17 protein-coding genes and 1 tRNA gene are annotated in these 16,292 nt (G+C 56.8%); 12 read left to right on the forward strand and 6 right to left on the reverse strand.

Features of this window, described 5'->3' with window-relative positions; all coding sequences use genetic code 11:
• Window positions 1-513: 513 nt before the first annotated feature.
• From DK510_RS14025 to DK510_RS14040, 4 genes are all read left to right on the forward strand, one after another.
• On the forward strand, window positions 514-1,269 hold the full coding sequence (locus DK510_RS14025; protein ID WP_109312632.1) for an allophanate hydrolase subunit 1: 756 nt from the start codon (window positions 514-516) through the stop codon (window positions 1,267-1,269).
• The gene (locus tag DK510_RS14030; RefSeq protein ID WP_109312633.1) at window positions 1,266-2,264 is read left to right on the forward strand and encodes a biotin-dependent carboxyltransferase family protein; all 999 of its coding nucleotides are present in this window, start codon (window positions 1,266-1,268) and stop codon (window positions 2,262-2,264) included. The genes DK510_RS14025 and DK510_RS14030 overlap by 4 nt, the downstream gene beginning before the upstream one ends.
• Window positions 2,265-2,276: 12 nt before the next feature.
• A complete protein-coding gene (locus DK510_RS14035) occupies window positions 2,277-3,038 on the forward strand; it encodes a LamB/YcsF family protein (protein ID WP_109312634.1) in 762 nt (253 codons plus the stop codon).
• 145 nt (window positions 3,039-3,183) lie between these two features.
• The gene (locus DK510_RS14040; protein WP_109312635.1) at window positions 3,184-4,431 is read left to right on the forward strand and encodes a hypothetical protein; all 1,248 of its coding nucleotides are present in this window, start codon (window positions 3,184-3,186) and stop codon (window positions 4,429-4,431) included.
• 59 nt (window positions 4,432-4,490) lie between these two features.
• Here DK510_RS14040 and DK510_RS14045 read toward each other — a convergent pair whose 3' ends face one another.
• Complete coding sequence (locus DK510_RS14045; protein ID WP_109312636.1) at window positions 4,491-5,876, reverse strand: D-alanyl-D-alanine carboxypeptidase family protein; 1,386 nt, start codon at window positions 5,874-5,876, stop codon at window positions 4,491-4,493.
• A 280-nt stretch (window positions 5,877-6,156) separates the two neighbouring features.
• Entirely contained in the window at window positions 6,157-6,858 is a 702-nt protein-coding gene (locus DK510_RS14050) for an HAD family hydrolase (RefSeq protein ID WP_109312637.1), read from the reverse strand.
• A gap of 91 nt (window positions 6,859-6,949) precedes the next feature.
• Here DK510_RS14050 and clpS point away from each other — a divergent pair, with 91 nt between their 5' ends.
• Genes clpS through hemF form a run of 4 tightly spaced genes read left to right on the forward strand, consistent with a single transcriptional unit; the run spans window position 6,950 to window position 10,017 of the window.
• Window positions 6,950-7,291 (forward strand): ATP-dependent Clp protease adapter ClpS, encoded by a 342-nt coding sequence (gene clpS / locus DK510_RS14055; protein WP_058271961.1) that lies wholly within the window; start codon window positions 6,950-6,952, stop codon window positions 7,289-7,291.
• Window positions 7,292-7,323: 32 nt separating this feature from the next.
• Window positions 7,324-8,289: a class I SAM-dependent methyltransferase gene (locus DK510_RS14060; protein ID WP_109312779.1), complete on the forward strand. Its 966-nt coding sequence runs from the start codon at window positions 7,324-7,326 to the stop codon at window positions 8,287-8,289.
• A 37-nt stretch (window positions 8,290-8,326) separates the two neighbouring features.
• Window positions 8,327-9,127, forward strand: coding sequence for an SDR family NAD(P)-dependent oxidoreductase (locus DK510_RS14065; RefSeq protein WP_109312638.1), 801 nt, complete (start codon window positions 8,327-8,329; stop codon window positions 9,125-9,127).
• 5 nt (window positions 9,128-9,132) lie between these two features.
• The gene (gene hemF / locus DK510_RS14070) at window positions 9,133-10,017 is read left to right on the forward strand and encodes an oxygen-dependent coproporphyrinogen oxidase (protein ID WP_109312639.1); all 885 of its coding nucleotides are present in this window, start codon (window positions 9,133-9,135) and stop codon (window positions 10,015-10,017) included.
• A gap of 4 nt (window positions 10,018-10,021) precedes the next feature.
• Here the strand turns inward: hemF and DK510_RS14075 are convergent, their stop codons facing one another.
• On the reverse strand, window positions 10,022-10,432 hold the full coding sequence (locus DK510_RS14075) for a hypothetical protein (protein WP_058272063.1): 411 nt from the start codon (window positions 10,430-10,432) through the stop codon (window positions 10,022-10,024).
• 180 nt (window positions 10,433-10,612) lie between these two features.
• On the opposite strand from DK510_RS14075, the gene DK510_RS14080 reads away from it, so the two are divergent.
• Together DK510_RS14080 and DK510_RS14085 are read left to right on the forward strand one after the other, a co-directional pair.
• The gene (locus DK510_RS14080) at window positions 10,613-11,125 is read left to right on the forward strand and encodes a toxin-activating lysine-acyltransferase (RefSeq protein ID WP_058278492.1); all 513 of its coding nucleotides are present in this window, start codon (window positions 10,613-10,615) and stop codon (window positions 11,123-11,125) included.
• 1 nt (window position 11,126) lies between these two features.
• Window positions 11,127-12,020, forward strand: a complete 894-nt coding sequence (locus tag DK510_RS14085) for a Hint domain-containing protein (RefSeq protein ID WP_109312640.1) — start codon at window positions 11,127-11,129, stop codon at window positions 12,018-12,020.
• Here the strand turns inward: DK510_RS14085 and modC are convergent.
• From modC to modA, 3 genes are read right to left on the reverse strand one after another with little or no spacing between them, the layout of a single operon-like run.
• Complete coding sequence (modC, locus tag DK510_RS14090; protein ID WP_109312641.1) at window positions 12,017-13,114, reverse strand: molybdenum ABC transporter ATP-binding protein; 1,098 nt, start codon at window positions 13,112-13,114, stop codon at window positions 12,017-12,019. The genes DK510_RS14085 and modC overlap by 4 nt on opposite strands.
• A complete protein-coding gene (gene modB, locus DK510_RS14095) occupies window positions 13,111-13,803 on the reverse strand; it encodes a molybdate ABC transporter permease subunit (protein WP_109312642.1) in 693 nt (230 codons plus the stop codon). Before modB ends, modC begins: the two co-directional genes overlap by 4 nt.
• Before the next feature lie 4 nt (window positions 13,804-13,807).
• On the reverse strand, window positions 13,808-14,581 hold the full coding sequence (gene modA / locus DK510_RS14100) for a molybdate ABC transporter substrate-binding protein (protein WP_109312780.1): 774 nt from the start codon (window positions 14,579-14,581) through the stop codon (window positions 13,808-13,810).
• A 262-nt stretch (window positions 14,582-14,843) separates the two neighbouring features.
• Here modA and DK510_RS14105 point away from each other — a divergent pair.
• Together DK510_RS14105 and DK510_RS14110 are read left to right on the forward strand one after the other, a co-directional pair.
• Window positions 14,844-14,919: transfer RNA gene (locus tag DK510_RS14105), tRNA-Val, on the forward strand.
• Between the two features lie 62 nt (window positions 14,920-14,981).
• The gene (locus DK510_RS14110) at window positions 14,982-16,259 is read left to right on the forward strand and encodes a tyrosine-type recombinase/integrase (protein ID WP_109312643.1); all 1,278 of its coding nucleotides are present in this window, start codon (window positions 14,982-14,984) and stop codon (window positions 16,257-16,259) included.
• Window positions 16,260-16,292: the final 33 nt, after the last annotated feature.

The following is a 16,292-nucleotide window of genomic DNA, read 5'->3' on the forward strand; positions in this document are numbered from 1 at the left end:
CAGCGCGCCCGCCTAAATCATTCCCTAAGATGCCCCCAGTCTCTCCTGAGCGTCTCCACCGTCTCTCCGATGCGTCCGGCCGTCTCTCCGACCCGTCAGCGCCGCCTCAGCAGCGCCGGTGAAGGGGGTTCTAAGTATAACCGCATAAGTCCGCAAGCAGAAAATGACCTCCTGGGCGAATTTTTTCCATTTTTCTGCTTAATTGTTTTTTATCAATAACTTAAGTTGTATCATACACCCCTTCGAACGGCGATCTCATCAGTTGAAATACAAGTCGGACCTACACCTGCCTGCGCCTCCAGTAATCGTACCCCTATATATAGACAGGGCGCCCCATCACACCACAAGACTCAATCGAGTCGGAAACGATTCAATGAGTCGGAACCGGCCTAAAAAACGGTGCTAGTACTCAATTCAGGTATGGAATCCGCGCGTGTCTACCTACGCCGGGCTTGCGCATTGGCCCGGGATGCTGTGTGGTCGCCTCTGTAAGATGCCCGGGTTAGCCGTGAAATGACCACCGATACAGCCGACATGTTTCCACGCATAAATACCGTAGGCTATGACGGCCTTCTTGTCTCCTTTGCCGATGCCATGGCCGAACCCTCGAACCGAGCGGCGCTGGCCTTTAGGGGCGCAATCGACGCGGCATCCTGGGACGGTGTTGTCGAAACCTCGGCATCCCTTGCATCGGCCTATCTGAGGTTCGATCCCGACAAACTGCCTCGCACTGAAATCCAGGATAAAGTGCAACACCTACTTGCCCAGCAAAATTGGTTTGAGGCACCACTGCCTGCCGGTCGCAGGTTGTGGCGGGTCCCCACAGTTTATGGGGGCAAGCTTGCTCCGCAACTGGACGATGCAGCGGCGGCGGCGGGGTTGGATTCCGTGGAAGCCGTTCAGCGGCTGAGCGCCACAAAGGTACGCGTATTAACCATCGGCTTTGCACCGGGGCAGCCGTATCTTGGTCCGCTTGGTCCTGAGTTCGATATTCCACGTCTGAAGGAATTGACTCCTATGGTCCCAGAGGGGGCCTTGGTAATGGCAATTTCCCAATTCGTACTGTTCTCGGGCCCTACTCCGACCGGTTGGCGGCACGTGGGCCAAACCGCATTTCGCTGCTTTCGCCCTGACGCACCGCAGAGCTTTACGTTGAACCCAGGGGATGAAATGCAGTTCCTGTCCGTTTCGCGCGACGAACTGGAAACCATCCGCGCCAACAACTCGGACGGCTCAGGCGGGGCCACCTGCGAGGAGATCGCGGGATGAGTCTGATTGTTCATCGCATTGGCCCGGCCTGCACCATACAAGACCAGGGCCGTGTCGGGTATTTGGATCAGGGGCTGTCCCGATCCGGCGCCGCCGACCAACTGGCCCTGCACGAGGGCGCAGCGTTGCTGCGTCAAAACCCGGGACTGGCCGCTTTGGAAATGGCTGGAATGGGGGGCGAGTTCGAGGCAACGCAATCTCTCGGCATCGCTCTGACAGGTGCTCCGATGCAGGCCAGCATTGATGGCGCACCTGTGGTCTGGAATGCGTCGCACCAGATGGAAGCCGGGCAGCGGCTGGTGATTGGTGCTGCGACGCGCGGGACCTATGGCTACTTGCATGTCAGCGGTGGGATCGCGTCCGAAGCCTTTCTGGGATCACGCTCGGCGCATTTGACCGCCAAGATCGGAAGCACCATTCAGACCGGAGATACATTGCCTGTCGCCGACGGATCAGGTGTGACGGGCTTGAAACTCAACCCGGATGATCGCTTCTCAGGTGGCGTTCTACGCGTGATCGCCAGCTTTCAGACCCCCCTGTTTGATCAGGAAACGTTGGACCGCTTTGTGCAATCCGAGTTTCGGCGTGGCAGTCGGGCCAACCGAATGGGGATGCAGTTGGATAGCGAGGGCGAAGGTTTCGCGGCCCAGGGTCAGCTGAACATTCTGTCCGAGGTCATTACCCCCGGTGACATACAGATGACCGGTACAGGCAGCCCCTTTATCCTGTTGCCTGAATGTCAAACCACCGGAGGTTATCCCCGTATCGCGACGGTTCTGCCCTGTGACCTTCCGCGCGCGGCACAAACCCCGGCGGGCGGGCAGCTCAAGTTCGAATTCGTGTCACTGGACGAGGCCACAGCCCTGCAAACCGCCCACGAAGCCGAACTAGCCCGGCTACCTATGCGAGTCGAACCGCTGGTCCGCGATCCGCATGACATCCCGGACCTCTTGTCCTACCAATTGATCGGCGGAATGATCTCTGCCACCGACTAAGGAGTATCACCCATGCCAAGCGTCGATCTGAATGCCGATATGGGCGAAAGCTATGGCCCATGGAATATGGGCGATGATGAAAGTCTTCTGAAAATCATCACATCCGCCAATATCGCTTGCGGCTTTCATGCCGGCGACCCGGACGTCATGGCCAAGACGATGACCTTGGCCGCCGAAAACGGCGTCGGGATAGGCGCGCATCCCGGCTTTCCCGACCTGCAGGGCTTTGGCCGCCGCAACATGAAAGTGCCCCATGCCAGCCTGCGCAATCTGGTTCGGTATCAACTGGGGGCGGCAATCGGAATGGCCAAGGCCGTTGGCACCGAAGTGCGGCACCTGAAACTGCACGGGGCGCTGGCCAACATGTGCTCGGTCGATATCGACATGGCCCGAGCCTGTTATCAGGGCGCGCTGGATGTCGATCCGGACATCATCATCATGGTTTTGGCCGTTACCAAACAAGAAGAAGCCGTGCGCGAACTAGGGTGCAAGTGGGTCGGCGAGATCTTTGCGGACCGGGCATATAACAACGACGGAACTCTTGTCGACCGCAGCCTGCCCGGCGCGGTTATTCATGACCCCGAAATTGCCGGACCGCGCATCCTGAACATGGTGCGCGAAGGTGCCATCATCACCGAAAGCGGCCAGCGGCTGGAGACATCCATCGACACGATCTGCCTGCATGGAGATGGCCCAACCGCGGTACAAATCGCCCGCTCGGTTCGCACATCCCTGATCGACGGCGGGGTCGATGTGACAAAATTCATGCGATAGAAAGAAGGGCGTAATCCTGACGATCTATCCCCTGACTGTTGCCTGTATGGAATACAGACCCTAGCATGCCCGACAAGTGCATGTTCTGAATACCACAATTCCAAGCAACGCCATGCCAAACCGGTATAGGCAAGGAGGTTGGCCAATGTCTTTTGATCTGATGAATTACGAACCACGCGGCGACAAAAAGAACTCTGAGTTCTTCCACCAATATCTGCCGATGATCTACGAACGCCGCCAAAGCTCGGGCGTGGCGGATCAGGTCGGGGCGATGCAGGCGATCGTCATTCAGGTTGAACCGGACGCTGTGTTCGACACGCTGATCGAACTCTATGTCATGACACCTTACCGGCATACAGCCGGCTATCTGGGCCAGACGCACAAATTTGCGGTGTTGCATTCGCACTCCGATTATCCCGCGATGATCGTCATGGCTCCGCTGAGCGCGACCTTCGAGGACTTTATCCCACGCATTAACCGGATGTACCCGCTGGCCCGCAACACCCCCCAGACCCGCTATGTCGGAGAGATTTATGGCGCCACGGACCTCAAGACCCTGACCAAAACGCTTGAAGATCAGAACATCAGGTTTGAGTACAAGGGAGACACCGAAAACCCGTTCTACACTTCGGACGGGTTCAGATTTACGTCGCCGTCCGATTTCACCTGTAACAGGGTTGGTTACTCATCCCTGGATTTCAACGACACCGACAGCCTCGGTTTGGGTGATCGGATATTGCTGAGCAATGACGAACAGGCGCGGCTGGATCAGGCGGCGGCGTTCGGGGCAGACAGCAAAATCGCGCCTTTGATGCTGGGGGTCGACCACCTTGCAACACGCATTCTGGCCGGCGAGCGTGAGGACGCGATCCTCGAGTTTCTGACCATGGTGCCCTATTACTTTTGGGGCGCGTACAACATCTTTGAGATGAACTCGTCTACCAATGTGAACCGAAACGCGAATGTGGACGATGACAAGAAATCCCCCGCCAAGGTCTTCACCGCGAACAACACGCCCTCCTTCGTCAATTCCTTCGAACAGCTGCCGATGCCAACCGAGGATTTCGTTCGGAACTTTGGCCGTCGCCTGCACCACATGGCAATCGAGATCCAGGACGGCGACCACGGCGCGGGTGAAAAGAACGTCGATTTTGTGGTCAACACACTCAAGGCTGAAGGTGTGCCGTTCCTGGCCCATGTGGTGGGCGAGTGTAAGGATGATCCGAACCTCAAACAGATCTTCTCGAAGCATTCGAAGTACACGCTGTTGATCACCGAGTATATCGAACGTTGCCACCACTATGACGGGTTCTTTACCAAGGATAACGTTGCCGCCCTGACCGCTGCGGCGGGTCAGGATGAACAATACGAACACGGCCACGTGTTCGACTGACAAAAAAAGGCTGCGAGTTTCCTCGCAGCCCAGATCCATTCAGGAGAGTATGTCGAGCCTTATGACGGCCCGATCATGAAACAAGTCACATTCCGGGCCTGCAACCGGCGGCAGGCCAGATCGGCCTGTTCGCGGGTCATGCCTTGGAATGTCGCGTCGAAGCCGCGCGAGCTTTGGTTCACCTTGCGCAGCGTGCCTTCCAGAGTGGTCATTTCCGACAGGGCCGTTTTCAGCAAAATCTTTTCCGCCTCATATCGGGTGGTATAGCGGCCAACGTTCACGCCCCATAGCCGTCCGCCCGATGTGGACAGTCGGGTAACGATCTCTTGCTCGGGTTCGGGCTGCGCTGCTGGATCGGTCGAGGCCAGAACCAGGTCAGCCGGGCGCGCAGCGGGACGGGGTGCGCCACCGTCACCAGAGGGCTGAATGTCGGCAGCTGCAATCGCCGCAGCGATCCCGTCTTTTATGCGCGTACCGTTTTTGGCAGCCGTCTCAGCCACAGTGCCAGCAACCTGAACTGCGGCACCCGGTCCAGGGCGCAGAACGGGGCGCAGACTGGATTTTGGCGCGATAGTCAGGGCCGCGACTGTCGCACCCAATCCTGCGTTTCCGGCATAGGTGGGGCGCGCCGGCTTGCGGATCGGGGCACGCGAGGGGGCGCGGCGGAATCCCATATCCAGCAACTCAGCGACTTTTGCATTCCGCGACGCGCCGGATTTACCGCCAAAGACAGTCGCGATGATGCGTTCGTCCTTGCGTTTGGCCGATGCAACCAGGTTAAAACCAGCGGCCCGCGTGTATCCGGTCTTGATTCCATCCGCACCTTTGTAAGCTGCCAACAGACGACGGTTAGTGTTTGGAACCGTCTTGATCCCGGCATGCGTGGATTGGCGCGAAAACAGGTTGTAATACTGCGGGTAATCATAAAGCAGGTGGCGACCCAACGTGGTCATATCCCGCGCGGTCGACAAGTGACCTGATTCCGTCAGGCCATGTGCGTTCTTGAACGTTGTGCGGCTCATACCCATGGCCTTGGCCGTGCGCGTCATGCGACGGGCGAATGCTGCTTCGGATCCACTGATCGCGATGCCAATCGCCGTGGCCGCATCATTGGCGGACTTCACGGCAGCCGCCCTGATCAGATATCGGAACGCAATGGTTTGCCCGGTGCGAAGGCCCAGTTTCGAGGGGGGTTCAGAAGAGGCCTTTTTTGTAATCCGAACGGGCGTGTCCAAGGTGATCTCACCATTCCGCACCGCCTCGAACGCAATGTAGAGTGTCATCATCTTGGTCAGAGAGGCCGGATGCAGTCGGGTGTCAGCATTGCGCGAATGCAGAACCTCGCCTGTCCGGGCGTCGATGACCATCGCCGCATATGGTGCCGCAAATCCCTGCAACGGCGCGAAGGAGAGCAGCCACAAGAATGCTATAAGAAATAAGCCCATCCGGGCCGGAACTGTCCGCCGAACCTGCACGATCTTTGCCTCTGTCTACCTCAGGCCGCCGGGTTTTCCCGGTCAGCGTTAATTATTTTTATTGCCTACAAGGCTAACACAGAGACCCAATGAAATAAACCGAAAGCGTGCAAATTCGCTGTTTTGTTAAGCGTCCGAACCGGCACTACATGTAGACGCGCGCAGCCCGCAACCTACCACATCCACGCAAATTGAACCCCTTAACGTAATTCCCACCTCGTTTTTTGAAAACTGAGACCAATTGGCAACATCAACTTAGGCGCTGAACCAGATCAGCAAGTTCGCCCAAATCCCGCATCTCGCGATAGCGCGGATTGCCCGCAGGGGTTTCGGCCTTCTCAATCTCCCAGACCAACCGATGGGGCACATAGACGCCCCAACATCCGGCCTGAATTGGGGCGACGACATCGGACCGCATCGAATTGCCTACCATCATTGCAGATTCGGGTCCGTCACCATGCCGCGCAAAGATACCGCGGTAGGTTTGTGCTGACTTTTCGGACACGATTTCGACCTCGTCGAACAACTCTCCCAGACCGGATTGCGCCAGCTTTCTCTCTTGATCGATCAGGTCGCCCTTGGTGATCAGAATCACCTTATGCGTATCAGTCACCGCTTCGATGGCCTCTCGCGCGTGGGGCAAAAGCTCGATCGGGTGGGCTAGCATGTCCTGCCCCGCTTCGACCAACTGGCGGATAACCGAGGCTGGAACACGGTCGTCGGTCACTTCGATTGCGGTTTCGATCATCGACAGGGTGAAGCCTTTGATTCCGTAGCCGTAGTGCCGGATATTACGTTTTTCCGCAGCAAGCAGCCGATCCAACAGGTGATCGCGATCAGCGTGATCGGCCAGCAATTCCGTGAAATGCGTCTGCGTCAGTTTGAAAAACCGCTCGTTGTGCCAAAGTGTGTCGTCGGCGTCGAACCCAATTGTGGTCAGCGCTTTTTCCATTTCGATTACGTCCTGCTGGCTCTTTTCTCTGGCCCCATGCACGTTATATAACCGATCAGACAAACCGAAGCCTGAATCGGACAAAGGCGCAATGACTGAACACAAATGGATGATGTCTGACCAACCGGACAACGACGATGATCCGTCGCTGTTGGTGCAGACGCGCCCTAAGACCAAGCGCCCGCCGTTGTACAAAGTACTGCTGCTGAACGACGACTACACGCCGATGGAATTCGTGGTGCATGTGCTGGAGCGTTTCTTTGGCATGACCCATGCCGAGGCGTTTGAAATCATGTTGATCGTCCACAAGAAAGGCGTCGCCGTGGTTGGCGTGTTCAGCCATGAGATCGCCGAAACCAAAGTGGGCCAGGTCATGGACTTTGCCCGCAGGCACCAGCACCCCCTGCAATGCACAATGGAACGGGAAGAGTAAGGCCACCTTAGCCTTCTCTCTCATATTTGCCGATGTCCCCTCGTCTTGATCTTGCCCTGCAAAGCGGCCTTGAGCTGTCGCAACCACTCAGCGTGCTTGGACCGACATCCGACAGCGATCTGTCGGCCCTGCCGCGTGAAACGCAGGTTGTGCAGCCATTCAAACCGTTTCACGACCACTTTGCCGGACAGGGCTTTGCCGCCGTCCCGGAAGCCCACGACCCTTGTCAGGATGCCATCGTGATCATGCCCCGCGCCAAGGCGTTGGCGCGCAGCATGGTGCATCAGGCCTGTCAGCGGGCCAGCGGACTGATTGTCATAGACGGTGCCAAAACCGACGGCGTCGATAGCCTGCTGAAAGACATCCGCAAACGCGTTGACGTCGAAGGGCCCATCGCCAAGGCGCATGGCAAGATCTTCTGGTTCCAATCCGCACCCGAGGCTTTTGCCGACTGGGCCGCCCCGAACAATCAGACAGTCGATGGCTTTCAGACCGCGCCCGGTGTGTTCTCGGCTGATGGGATTGACCCTGCCTCGGCCCTGCTGCTGGGCGCATTACCCGAAAAGCTGGGTGCAAGGATCGCTGATTTGGGCGCTGGCTGGGGGTATCTCGCAGCCGGTGTGCTAAAGGCCGCCAATCCGCGCGCGTTACATCTGGTCGAGGCTGACCAGATCGCCCTTACCTGCGCACGCTTCAATTTGGCCAAGACCTGCGCGCAGTTCCACTGGGCCGACGCCGTCACTTGGAACGCGCCGGAACCGTTGGACACGGTGATCATGAACCCTCCGTTCCACACATCGCGCGCCGCCGACCCTGACCTGGGTCAGGGCTTTATCAAATCCGCAGCTCGAAACCTGACCCGGAGCGGCAATCTGTGGATGGTCGCAAATCGCCACCTGCCCTACGAGGTCACGCTGGCCGAGAATTTCGTACAGGTTCAAGAGGTGTCCGGCGACAATCGGTTCAAGGTGTTTCACGCCTCTCGCCCTCGACGGTGATCCCGGTTAACCTCTGCCGCAAATCAGGAGACAACGCATGTCCTTTTCCATAGCCGGCAAGACCGCCATTGTCACAGGCAGCGCCAATGGTGTCGGACTGGCCATCGGGCGCCACTTTGCGGATGCCGGGGCCAATGTCATGTTCGCCGACATGGACGAAAAACGGCTGTCCGATGAGCTTGGCGAACAGGCCGATGACAGCAACATCCGGTTTTTCGCTGGCGACCTGCGGGAAAAGCTGACCATCGCAAACCTGCTGTCTGCCACGCTTGATGCGTTTGATCAGGTAGACATCCTGATCAATGGCGCGCGGCAGGTGATCCCGTCCGATCCGCTGGACGCGGACGACGATTCCGTGCGCATGCTGCTCAATCAGAACCTGATGCCCTCGCTGCGTCTAAGCCAAGCGGTCGCCAAACGCATGATAAAACAAGCAGGTGACACTGACAAAGGCCCCGCCGGGTCGATCATCAACCTGTCTTCAATCGCCGCGCGGCGCACCCACCCCGATCTGATGGCCTATTCCGTATCCACCGCCGCGTTGGATCAGATGACACGTTCGCTGGCCGTTGCACTGGCCCCGAAACGGATCCGCGTCAATTCCATCGCGCTGGGATCGGTCATGAGCGCCTCGCTGCAGTCCACGCTCAAGGAAAATCGGGATTTTCGCAACGATATCGAGAGACATACGCCCTTGGCCCGAATCGCAGCCCCGAACGAACTGACCGAAACGGCACAGTTCCTGGCCTCGGACGCGGCCGGCTTCATCACCGGACAAATTCTGACAATTGATGGCGGCCGCACCTTGCTGGACCCCGTCGCAGCCCCGGCTCATTAATCCGTATGTTCGATACCGAAAAATCAACCGCCGCCGCGTGGTTCCGCCAATTGCGCGATGAAATTGTCGCCGCGTTTGAGGCACTTGAAGACACCCACAGCTCTGGCCCTTTTGAAGACGCAGCACCTGGCCGGTTTGAGGTCAAGGAAACCAAACGCCATTCCGAAGACGGCAGCGATGCGGGCGGCGGGTTAATGTCCGTGATGCGTGGCGGGCGGGTCTTTGAAAAGGTCGGCGTCAATGTCTCGACCGTATACGGCACTTTGGGTGCGCGAGCGCAACAGGCCATGGCGGCGCGTAAGGGGATACCGGGGATGACCGAAGATCCGCGTTTCTGGGCGTCGGGAATCTCTCTGGTCGCGCATATGCAAAACCCGCATGTACCGGCCGTTCATATGAACACCCGCATGTTCTGGACGCCGCACGCATGGTGGTTCGGCGGCGGTTCGGACCTGAATCCCTGCATCGAATACGATGAGGACACAGCGCATTTTCATGCCACCCAAAAGGCGCATCTGGATCCGCATGGTCCCAGCCATTACCCCCGCCTGAAAGACTGGGCTGATGAGTATTTCTATCTCCCCCACCGCAAGCGCGCGCGAGGCGTAGGCGGGATATTCATGGATGATTATTGTACCGGAGACTGGGCCGCAGATTTCGCGCTGACCCAGGATATCGGTCGCGCGTTCCTGCCGGCTTTCCTGCCATTGGTGGAAAAGCGCCGCATCCAGGGTTTTGACGAAGCGGCCAAAGACACGCAACTGGTGCATCGGGGCCTTTATGCCGAATACAACCTCGTCTACGACCGGGGCACAAAATTCGGGCTGGAAACCGGCCATGACCCGGATGCGGTGTTGATGAGCCTTCCTCCAATGGCAAAATGGGCCTGATAGATTAGCGGAACCCAAAATCCAGGAAGTTGTCAAAGCAATAGCCCTGCGCGGACCCCGCCGACATGTTCTCACCCACACGTTTTACGGTAATCGAATATCCCGGCGTGGTATCGACACCATCGGGTGGGGTGAGTGAAAACTGCACCGTGCGCACGCCTTTTTCGTAGGCCCGAACTATATAGATACGCTGGGTTGCTTTTGTTCTCAGGCTGCGAATAGCAAAGTCGCCTATCCCGCACCAATACGCGACCGGGGCCGAAGACCCACTGACGGCGACCTCGTAAACACCGTTGTTCATAGGAGTGACTGTGGTTTTAAAACCCGGGTAAGCGCCGATTCCGATCCCAATTCCCTGTGCAAATAAAGGCGACACCGCAAATGTTGCCAGGGCCGCTATTTTCAAAACTCGCATAATGGCAATTCCTGTTTCGAAACACTTTTTCAAGATCATACCGGACACGTGGTCCGAGTAAAGCGGCACCATTTTCGGGAATTCGGCCGACAGGACCCCGACACAGCACATACAGGCAAATCAGTATCATTTTTGATTATAAGCAATTAGGATCAAGGCATATATTGGCTGGGGTTTGTTTTGAGCAAAGCGTTTCCAAATGACTGGTTTGATATCCCGTCCGAAAAATACGCAGATTTCGGCGCCATGTTCTATCTTGCATCGCTGACCAATACACACAGGCCACGCACCCTCGGGCAGGTGCTCTATGCCTTTGAAACGCCTTTTCGGCTGAACCAGTACCACATTTTCCGGCAGAACGGTTTCCCACGCGGGTTTGTGACCTTCGCCGGCCTCAGCCCCGAAGCCGAGCGTCGGTACGCCATTCAGGAAAAACCGCTGAAAGATACGGACTTTGCCAGCGGCACGTCCTTCTGGATCGTCGACCTTGTGGCCCCGTTTGGACAAACCAACCAGATCGTCGAAATACTGAAAAAAGAAATCCCCCACCCTCGGGTTCGAACCAATCGGATGGACAGCGACCTGACCCGAAATCGCATCGTGGAGTGGACCCGCGACGACGCGGGGGACGTACACATGAAGCTTTACCGGAAGAAAGAATTTCGTGAGGTCCTGAAAATGGAGGGGTCTTGAAATGGTATCGATCGTAGGGACAACAACTGGCTTTGTAACCGGAGATCCCCCTAATCAGGCCAGTGGCGATCTTGGCTTAACCGGCTTTCCTCGGACGCAATCCTGGTCGATCTCTGATCAGCCATCACTGGGCGTGGCCTCCATTAACCCAAATACCGGCGAATGGACCTACACGGTCAATCAAAGCGATTTTGACGATATCCCGTTCGGGACTACGGTCACTGATACCTTCACGGTACAGGTCACCGGATTGGACTTTTTATTCCAACCATATGACCTGACCCAAGAGATCACCATCACCCTTGAAGGCGTGTGCTTTACTGCAGGCACCTTGATCCTGGCTGAAAAAGGCAATCAAAAGATAGAAACCCTGAGCGTTGGCGACAATGTGATGACCGTAGATCGCGGGCTGCAACCGATCCGGTGGGTGGAAAGCAGCGCCTTATCGCCGGACCGATTGCGAGACAATCCGGCCATGCGCCCGGTTCGGATCAAAGCTGGCAGCCTTGGCGCAGGACGGCCCGAACGCGATCTGCTGGTATCACAGCAACACCGCATTCTGGTCAGCGGACCAAAGGTCGAGCTTTTGTTCGGCGCGCCCGACGCGCTGGTTGCGGCCAAGCACCTTTGTTCCTGGCCAGGTATCGCGATTGACACCTCGGATGACCCGGTCGAGTATTTTCACATCCTGCTGGATAGCCACGAAATACTGACAGCCGAGGGCGCACTGGCTGAAAGCCTCTATCTCGGCGAAGAATCCCTGTACACTCTGTCCTCGGACGCATTGCAGGAGCTCGCCGCCATTTTCCAGGACACAGCCATGCCGAATGGGCTAGGATTCGGCCGAGCAGCCCGCCTGATCCTGCGAGAATTCGAAGCCCGCGCGCTGGCTTAGACCCCGCGCAAGTGCCCACCCACGTCTTGCGGTGCCAGTGCGACCGTTTTGATGACCGCAAAACAGGGTTTGCCCGGTTCCAATCCCAACGCTTCGACGGAACGGCGAGTAACCCGGGCCAAAACAGAACCCGCGGGTGTTCTTACGGACACAATTGCACCCGGCCCTTCGCCTGCGCGGATCGTGTCGACCGTACCTTCCAGAACATTTAAGGCCGAAAGACCCTCGGGGCATTTGCTGGACAGAATAACCTCTTGCGCGGGAATGCGGATTCGCAGTTCTTCCGCAATTTGCAGGGGTATCCGGGGCAGAAACAAAGACGACCCGCCTGCGTCCAACTCGGTCAGCCCGTCCGAATGATGTTTGACGACCCGAACCTGCAACACTGCACCGACAGCCCGCACACCCGCCGGTGCGACCGACGGATCGGCCAGTACATCGGAGGCCGGGCCATGCCGTACGACCTTGCCCTCTTGCAACGCGACAACCGATGTCGCCAAACGCGCAACTTCCGCGGCCGAGTGTGTGACATACAAAATCGGCACCGAAACCTCATCCCGCAGCCGTTCAAAATACGGCAATATCTCAGCCTTTCGCGCGTCGTCCAATGCGGCCAGAGGCTCATCCGCAAGGATCAACCGTGGACTGGCCAGAAGAGCGCGGCCAATGGCAACGCGCTGCTTTTCCCCGCCGGACAACCCTGAAGGCCGCCGGTTCAACAGGTGCCCGATCCCCAGCATTTCGATCACTTTGTCCGGGCTTTCGCGGCGCGCACCCTTGGGCGCGAACCATTTTCCGTAGAACAGGTTCTGGCGCACAGTGAGATGTGGAAAAAGACGACCTTCCTGAAAGATGTAACCCAGCCGTCTTTTGTGCGGTGGCAACCAGAGGCCTTGCGCGGTGTCAAACAGCTCCCACCCGTCTACAGCAACCCGACCGGCCATGGGTTTCACCAAACCGGCGACGGCATTTACGATGGTTGTCTTTCCAGATCCGGACCGCCCAAACAGAACCGTCACACCGGGTGGGGCATCAAAACTCAGATCCAGCTTGAGGTCAGGCAAATCGTGCTGCAAACGAACGGACAGGCTCATGATCCGGCCACTCGCGCTGCAACGCGTCGCCCAATGAACTCGGACAACAACAGCGCGCTCATAGCAACCACGATCGAGATGACCACTAAACGGGTGGCCGCGGCTTCGCCGCCCGGAACTTGCAGGAAGGCATAGACCGCTGACGGCAGGGTTTGCGTCTGACCCGGGATATTCGACACAAAGGTAATCGTTGCCCCGAACTCTCCCATCGCTTTGGCAAAAGCCAGTATTGCCCCGGCTATAACGCCGGGCAGGATCATCGGAAGGGTCACCGTAGCAAACACAAACAGGCGTGATGCACCCAGTGTGGCTCCGGCCTGTTCCAGTTTGGGATCCACAGCTTCGATCGACAGGCGTATGGCCCGCACCATCAGCGGAAATGCCATTATACCCGCGGCAAGGGCGGCGCCAGTCCAACGAAACGCCACGACAATTCCGATCTCTGCCAGCAACTTGCCCAGCGGCCCCTGAATTCCAAAAGTCAAAAGAAGCAGGTAGCCGGTCACCACCGGCGGCAGGATCAACGGCAAATGCACCAGCCCATTCAAGACCTGCCGACCCGGAAACCGCCAACGTGCCAGCGCGTAGGCAACGAATATGCCCAACGGCAATGTCACCAGTGTTGCCCAAAACGACACACTTAGCGACAACTTCAGCGCCTCAAGCTCTGCAGGTCCCAACCACCCCATACCGCTATCCGTTCGGCAGGGTGAAACCCTGCTTTTCAAACACAGCCCGCACCGCCTGAGATTGCAGGTGGTTCAGAAACACCCGCGCGGATTCAGCACCGGCAGCCGTCAGAGCCGCCGGGTAGATGATGGGCGGATGCAGGTCGGGCGAAAACTCGGCGATAACACGAACCCGTCCCTCGACCTGCGCATCGGATCGGTAGACGATCCCCATCGGGGCCGCACCCGTGGCAACCAGTGCAAGGGCTGCGCGCACATTGTCCGATTGCGCGACCTGAGCCTGAACACCCTGCCACAACCCTAAGCTTTCCAACGCCGCCTTTCCGTAGATCCCAGCCGGCACGGCATCAACCAGCGCCATAGCCAGATATCCACCGTCCAGTCCGGAGGCCAAAGCGACCCCGGGCCGCATTTCGCCAATGTCAGCCCCTTCGCTCCCAGCGACCAGAACCAGGCCATTGCCCAGCAAATCTACACGAGTAGTAGGGTCAATCAGGCCCTGATCTTGCAGCACATTCATCCAATCCACGTTGGCGGAAATAAACAGATCTACCGGGGCACCCAACTGAATCTGGCGCGCAAGAACGGACGATGCCGCGTAGGATACAGTTATGGCCTGCCCAGTTTCCTGCTCAAATTCAGATGCCACTTCATCAAGCGCGGTTTTGAGGCTGGCCGCAGCAAAAACCAAAATCCCCTCGGCCCCCACGCGAAGCGGGGCCAGCGTCAAAACGCCCAGAACTAGGGCCGCAATCAGAACTCGGCGCGCGTGGGACAGGATCGGTTTTCTCCCACCTGGAAAGTTGCAGTTCCTTTGGGGATATCTGAGGCGGCAGGTGACACGCAAGCGCCTTTGCAATCACCCACGACGTAGAACGCAAAACGACAGGCCCCTCACAATAGAAACGACCCCGCAACACGAGGCACGGCGAATTTCCCGCCCGATTGGATTGTCAGTGGCTAACAAATCAGATTCTGGGAAAGAAATTCTGCCAGACCCTCTTGCACCCGGGCGCAGGCTTAGCTAAATGCACCGTCACGGGTGATTAGCTCAGTTGGTAGAGCGCTTCGTTTACACCGAAGATGTCGGGAGTTCGAGTCTCTCATCACCCACCATTCCCAATACTTTCAATGGTTTAATCAGGTCCTTGTAACGAGAACTTGGAGACTATTTGAGGATGAACGTACGGGAATCGAAACCTAAAAACCGTGTTGGATTACCTAGAGGATTGTTCCTCAGAGGCAAAGGATACGCTCTTAGGGTAGCTGTACCGGCTGAATACCAAGACATTGTTGGCAAAAAAGAGATCGTCCGAGGGTTAGGAACTCAGAACCTAGCCGAAGCCTTGAAACGTCGACCTAAAGCCCTTGAGGAAATCCTTGAAGCTATCACCAAAGGACAAACACCGTCTCAATCATTTCGCCCCAATAATACGAAGCAGGGGTATACTGTGAGAGAAACCGGTGACAGGTGGTTAGCTGAATCGGACGGGATAAATAGCAGCACAAAGGTTAGATACCGCCAACACCTTAGGACCTTTGAGGCGTACTCCGGAAACATACAGGTCGCGGACATTAACCGCTCTATAGCACTGGGTTTCATTGAGCACCTCAAAGCCAAACCCTCAGAGCGAACTGGGCAACTACTCTCGGGCCGCTCTCTTCAATCATGCCAATCCTGCTTAGCTTCTTATTGGCGTGTTTTAGATCACTGGGGTTTGGTTGATCCCGAAATGCGGAACCCGTTTAGCTCTCTCCTGAGACGTATGGCTGGCCAAAAGAAGAAGGTAGACCCACGAGTCAAGAAACTAAGGCCAGTAACCAGAGAAGAAGCTCAAAAGCTGCTGCAATACATAGCTGACAACAATTGCCTCAAATACCAATTCGAAATGTACGTCACAGTAAGACTGCTTTGGGTTACTGGATGCAGACTCAATGAAATCTGTTCGAGGTACTTAAAGGACATTGACGACAGAGGAAATCATATCAAAATCAACATCCCTCAGAGCAAGACAGAAGCCGGAATAAGGGATGTAATGATCGTTGGCGCAGAGGATTGTCGACTTCTACGGGAAGCTATCAAAAGGGCAAAAATAGTAGAGCCAAGTTGTCCAGAGAATATCGGTAGGTTGTTTCCTCGTATTGCTTTGGGTGGCTACGATAGGCACCCCAGCCATTATTTGGGGAAAGCGCTAGAAAAAGCGCGAAAGAACCTAGATGGCGACAATTCCAACTGGGATATGCACTCTTTTAGGAGGACTGTAGTTTCTGTTCTTGTTAACGCAGGAGTTTCACGAGAAGCAAGAAATCTCGTTGTGGGTCACTCTAACAAAGACGACATCGGCATTAGCGTTTACGCAAAAAGAGCCGATCTACAAGGGATCACAAGGAACACCTTCGAGGTTCTAAACAAGGAGCTTGGAGGGAGACTCAAGGGATCGGCTTCCTTGGACTGATCCAAGGTAGGAGACATCTCACTGCACCGTTAA

It is taken from the genome of Ruegeria sp. AU67 (assembly GCF_900312795.1).
Taxonomy (GTDB): Bacteria; Pseudomonadota; Alphaproteobacteria; order Rhodobacterales; family Rhodobacteraceae; genus Ruegeria; species Ruegeria atlantica.

Bases quoted from the DNA above. Each gene is read 5' to 3' on its own strand.
- DK510_RS14025 (WP_109312632.1), top strand. From the start codon at position 514: ATGACCACCGATACAGCCGACATGTTTCCACGCATAAATACCGTAGGC.
- DK510_RS14030 (WP_109312633.1), top strand. From the start codon at position 1,266: ATGAGTCTGATTGTTCATCGCATTGGCCCGGCCTGCACCATACAAGAC.
- DK510_RS14035 (WP_109312634.1), top strand. From the start codon at position 2,277: ATGCCAAGCGTCGATCTGAATGCCGATATGGGCGAAAGCTATGGCCCA.
- DK510_RS14040 (WP_109312635.1), top strand. From the start codon at position 3,184: ATGTCTTTTGATCTGATGAATTACGAACCACGCGGCGACAAAAAGAAC.
- DK510_RS14045 (WP_109312636.1), bottom strand. From the start codon at position 5,876: ATGGGCTTATTTCTTATAGCATTCTTGTGGCTGCTCTCCTTCGCGCCG.
- DK510_RS14050 (WP_109312637.1), bottom strand. From the start codon at position 6,858: ATGGAAAAAGCGCTGACCACAATTGGGTTCGACGCCGACGACACACTT.
- clpS (WP_058271961.1), top strand. From the start codon at position 6,950: ATGACTGAACACAAATGGATGATGTCTGACCAACCGGACAACGACGAT.
- DK510_RS14060 (WP_109312779.1), top strand. From the start codon at position 7,324: ATGTCCCCTCGTCTTGATCTTGCCCTGCAAAGCGGCCTTGAGCTGTCG.
- DK510_RS14065 (WP_109312638.1), top strand. From the start codon at position 8,327: ATGTCCTTTTCCATAGCCGGCAAGACCGCCATTGTCACAGGCAGCGCC.
- hemF (WP_109312639.1), top strand. From the start codon at position 9,133: ATGTTCGATACCGAAAAATCAACCGCCGCCGCGTGGTTCCGCCAATTG.
- DK510_RS14075 (WP_058272063.1), bottom strand. From the start codon at position 10,432: ATGCGAGTTTTGAAAATAGCGGCCCTGGCAACATTTGCGGTGTCGCCT.
- DK510_RS14085 (WP_109312640.1), top strand. From the start codon at position 11,127: ATGGTATCGATCGTAGGGACAACAACTGGCTTTGTAACCGGAGATCCC.
- modC (WP_109312641.1), bottom strand. From the start codon at position 13,114: ATGAGCCTGTCCGTTCGTTTGCAGCACGATTTGCCTGACCTCAAGCTG.
- modB (WP_109312642.1), bottom strand. From the start codon at position 13,803: ATGGGGTGGTTGGGACCTGCAGAGCTTGAGGCGCTGAAGTTGTCGCTA.
- DK510_RS14110 (WP_109312643.1), top strand. From the start codon at position 14,982: ATGAACGTACGGGAATCGAAACCTAAAAACCGTGTTGGATTACCTAGA.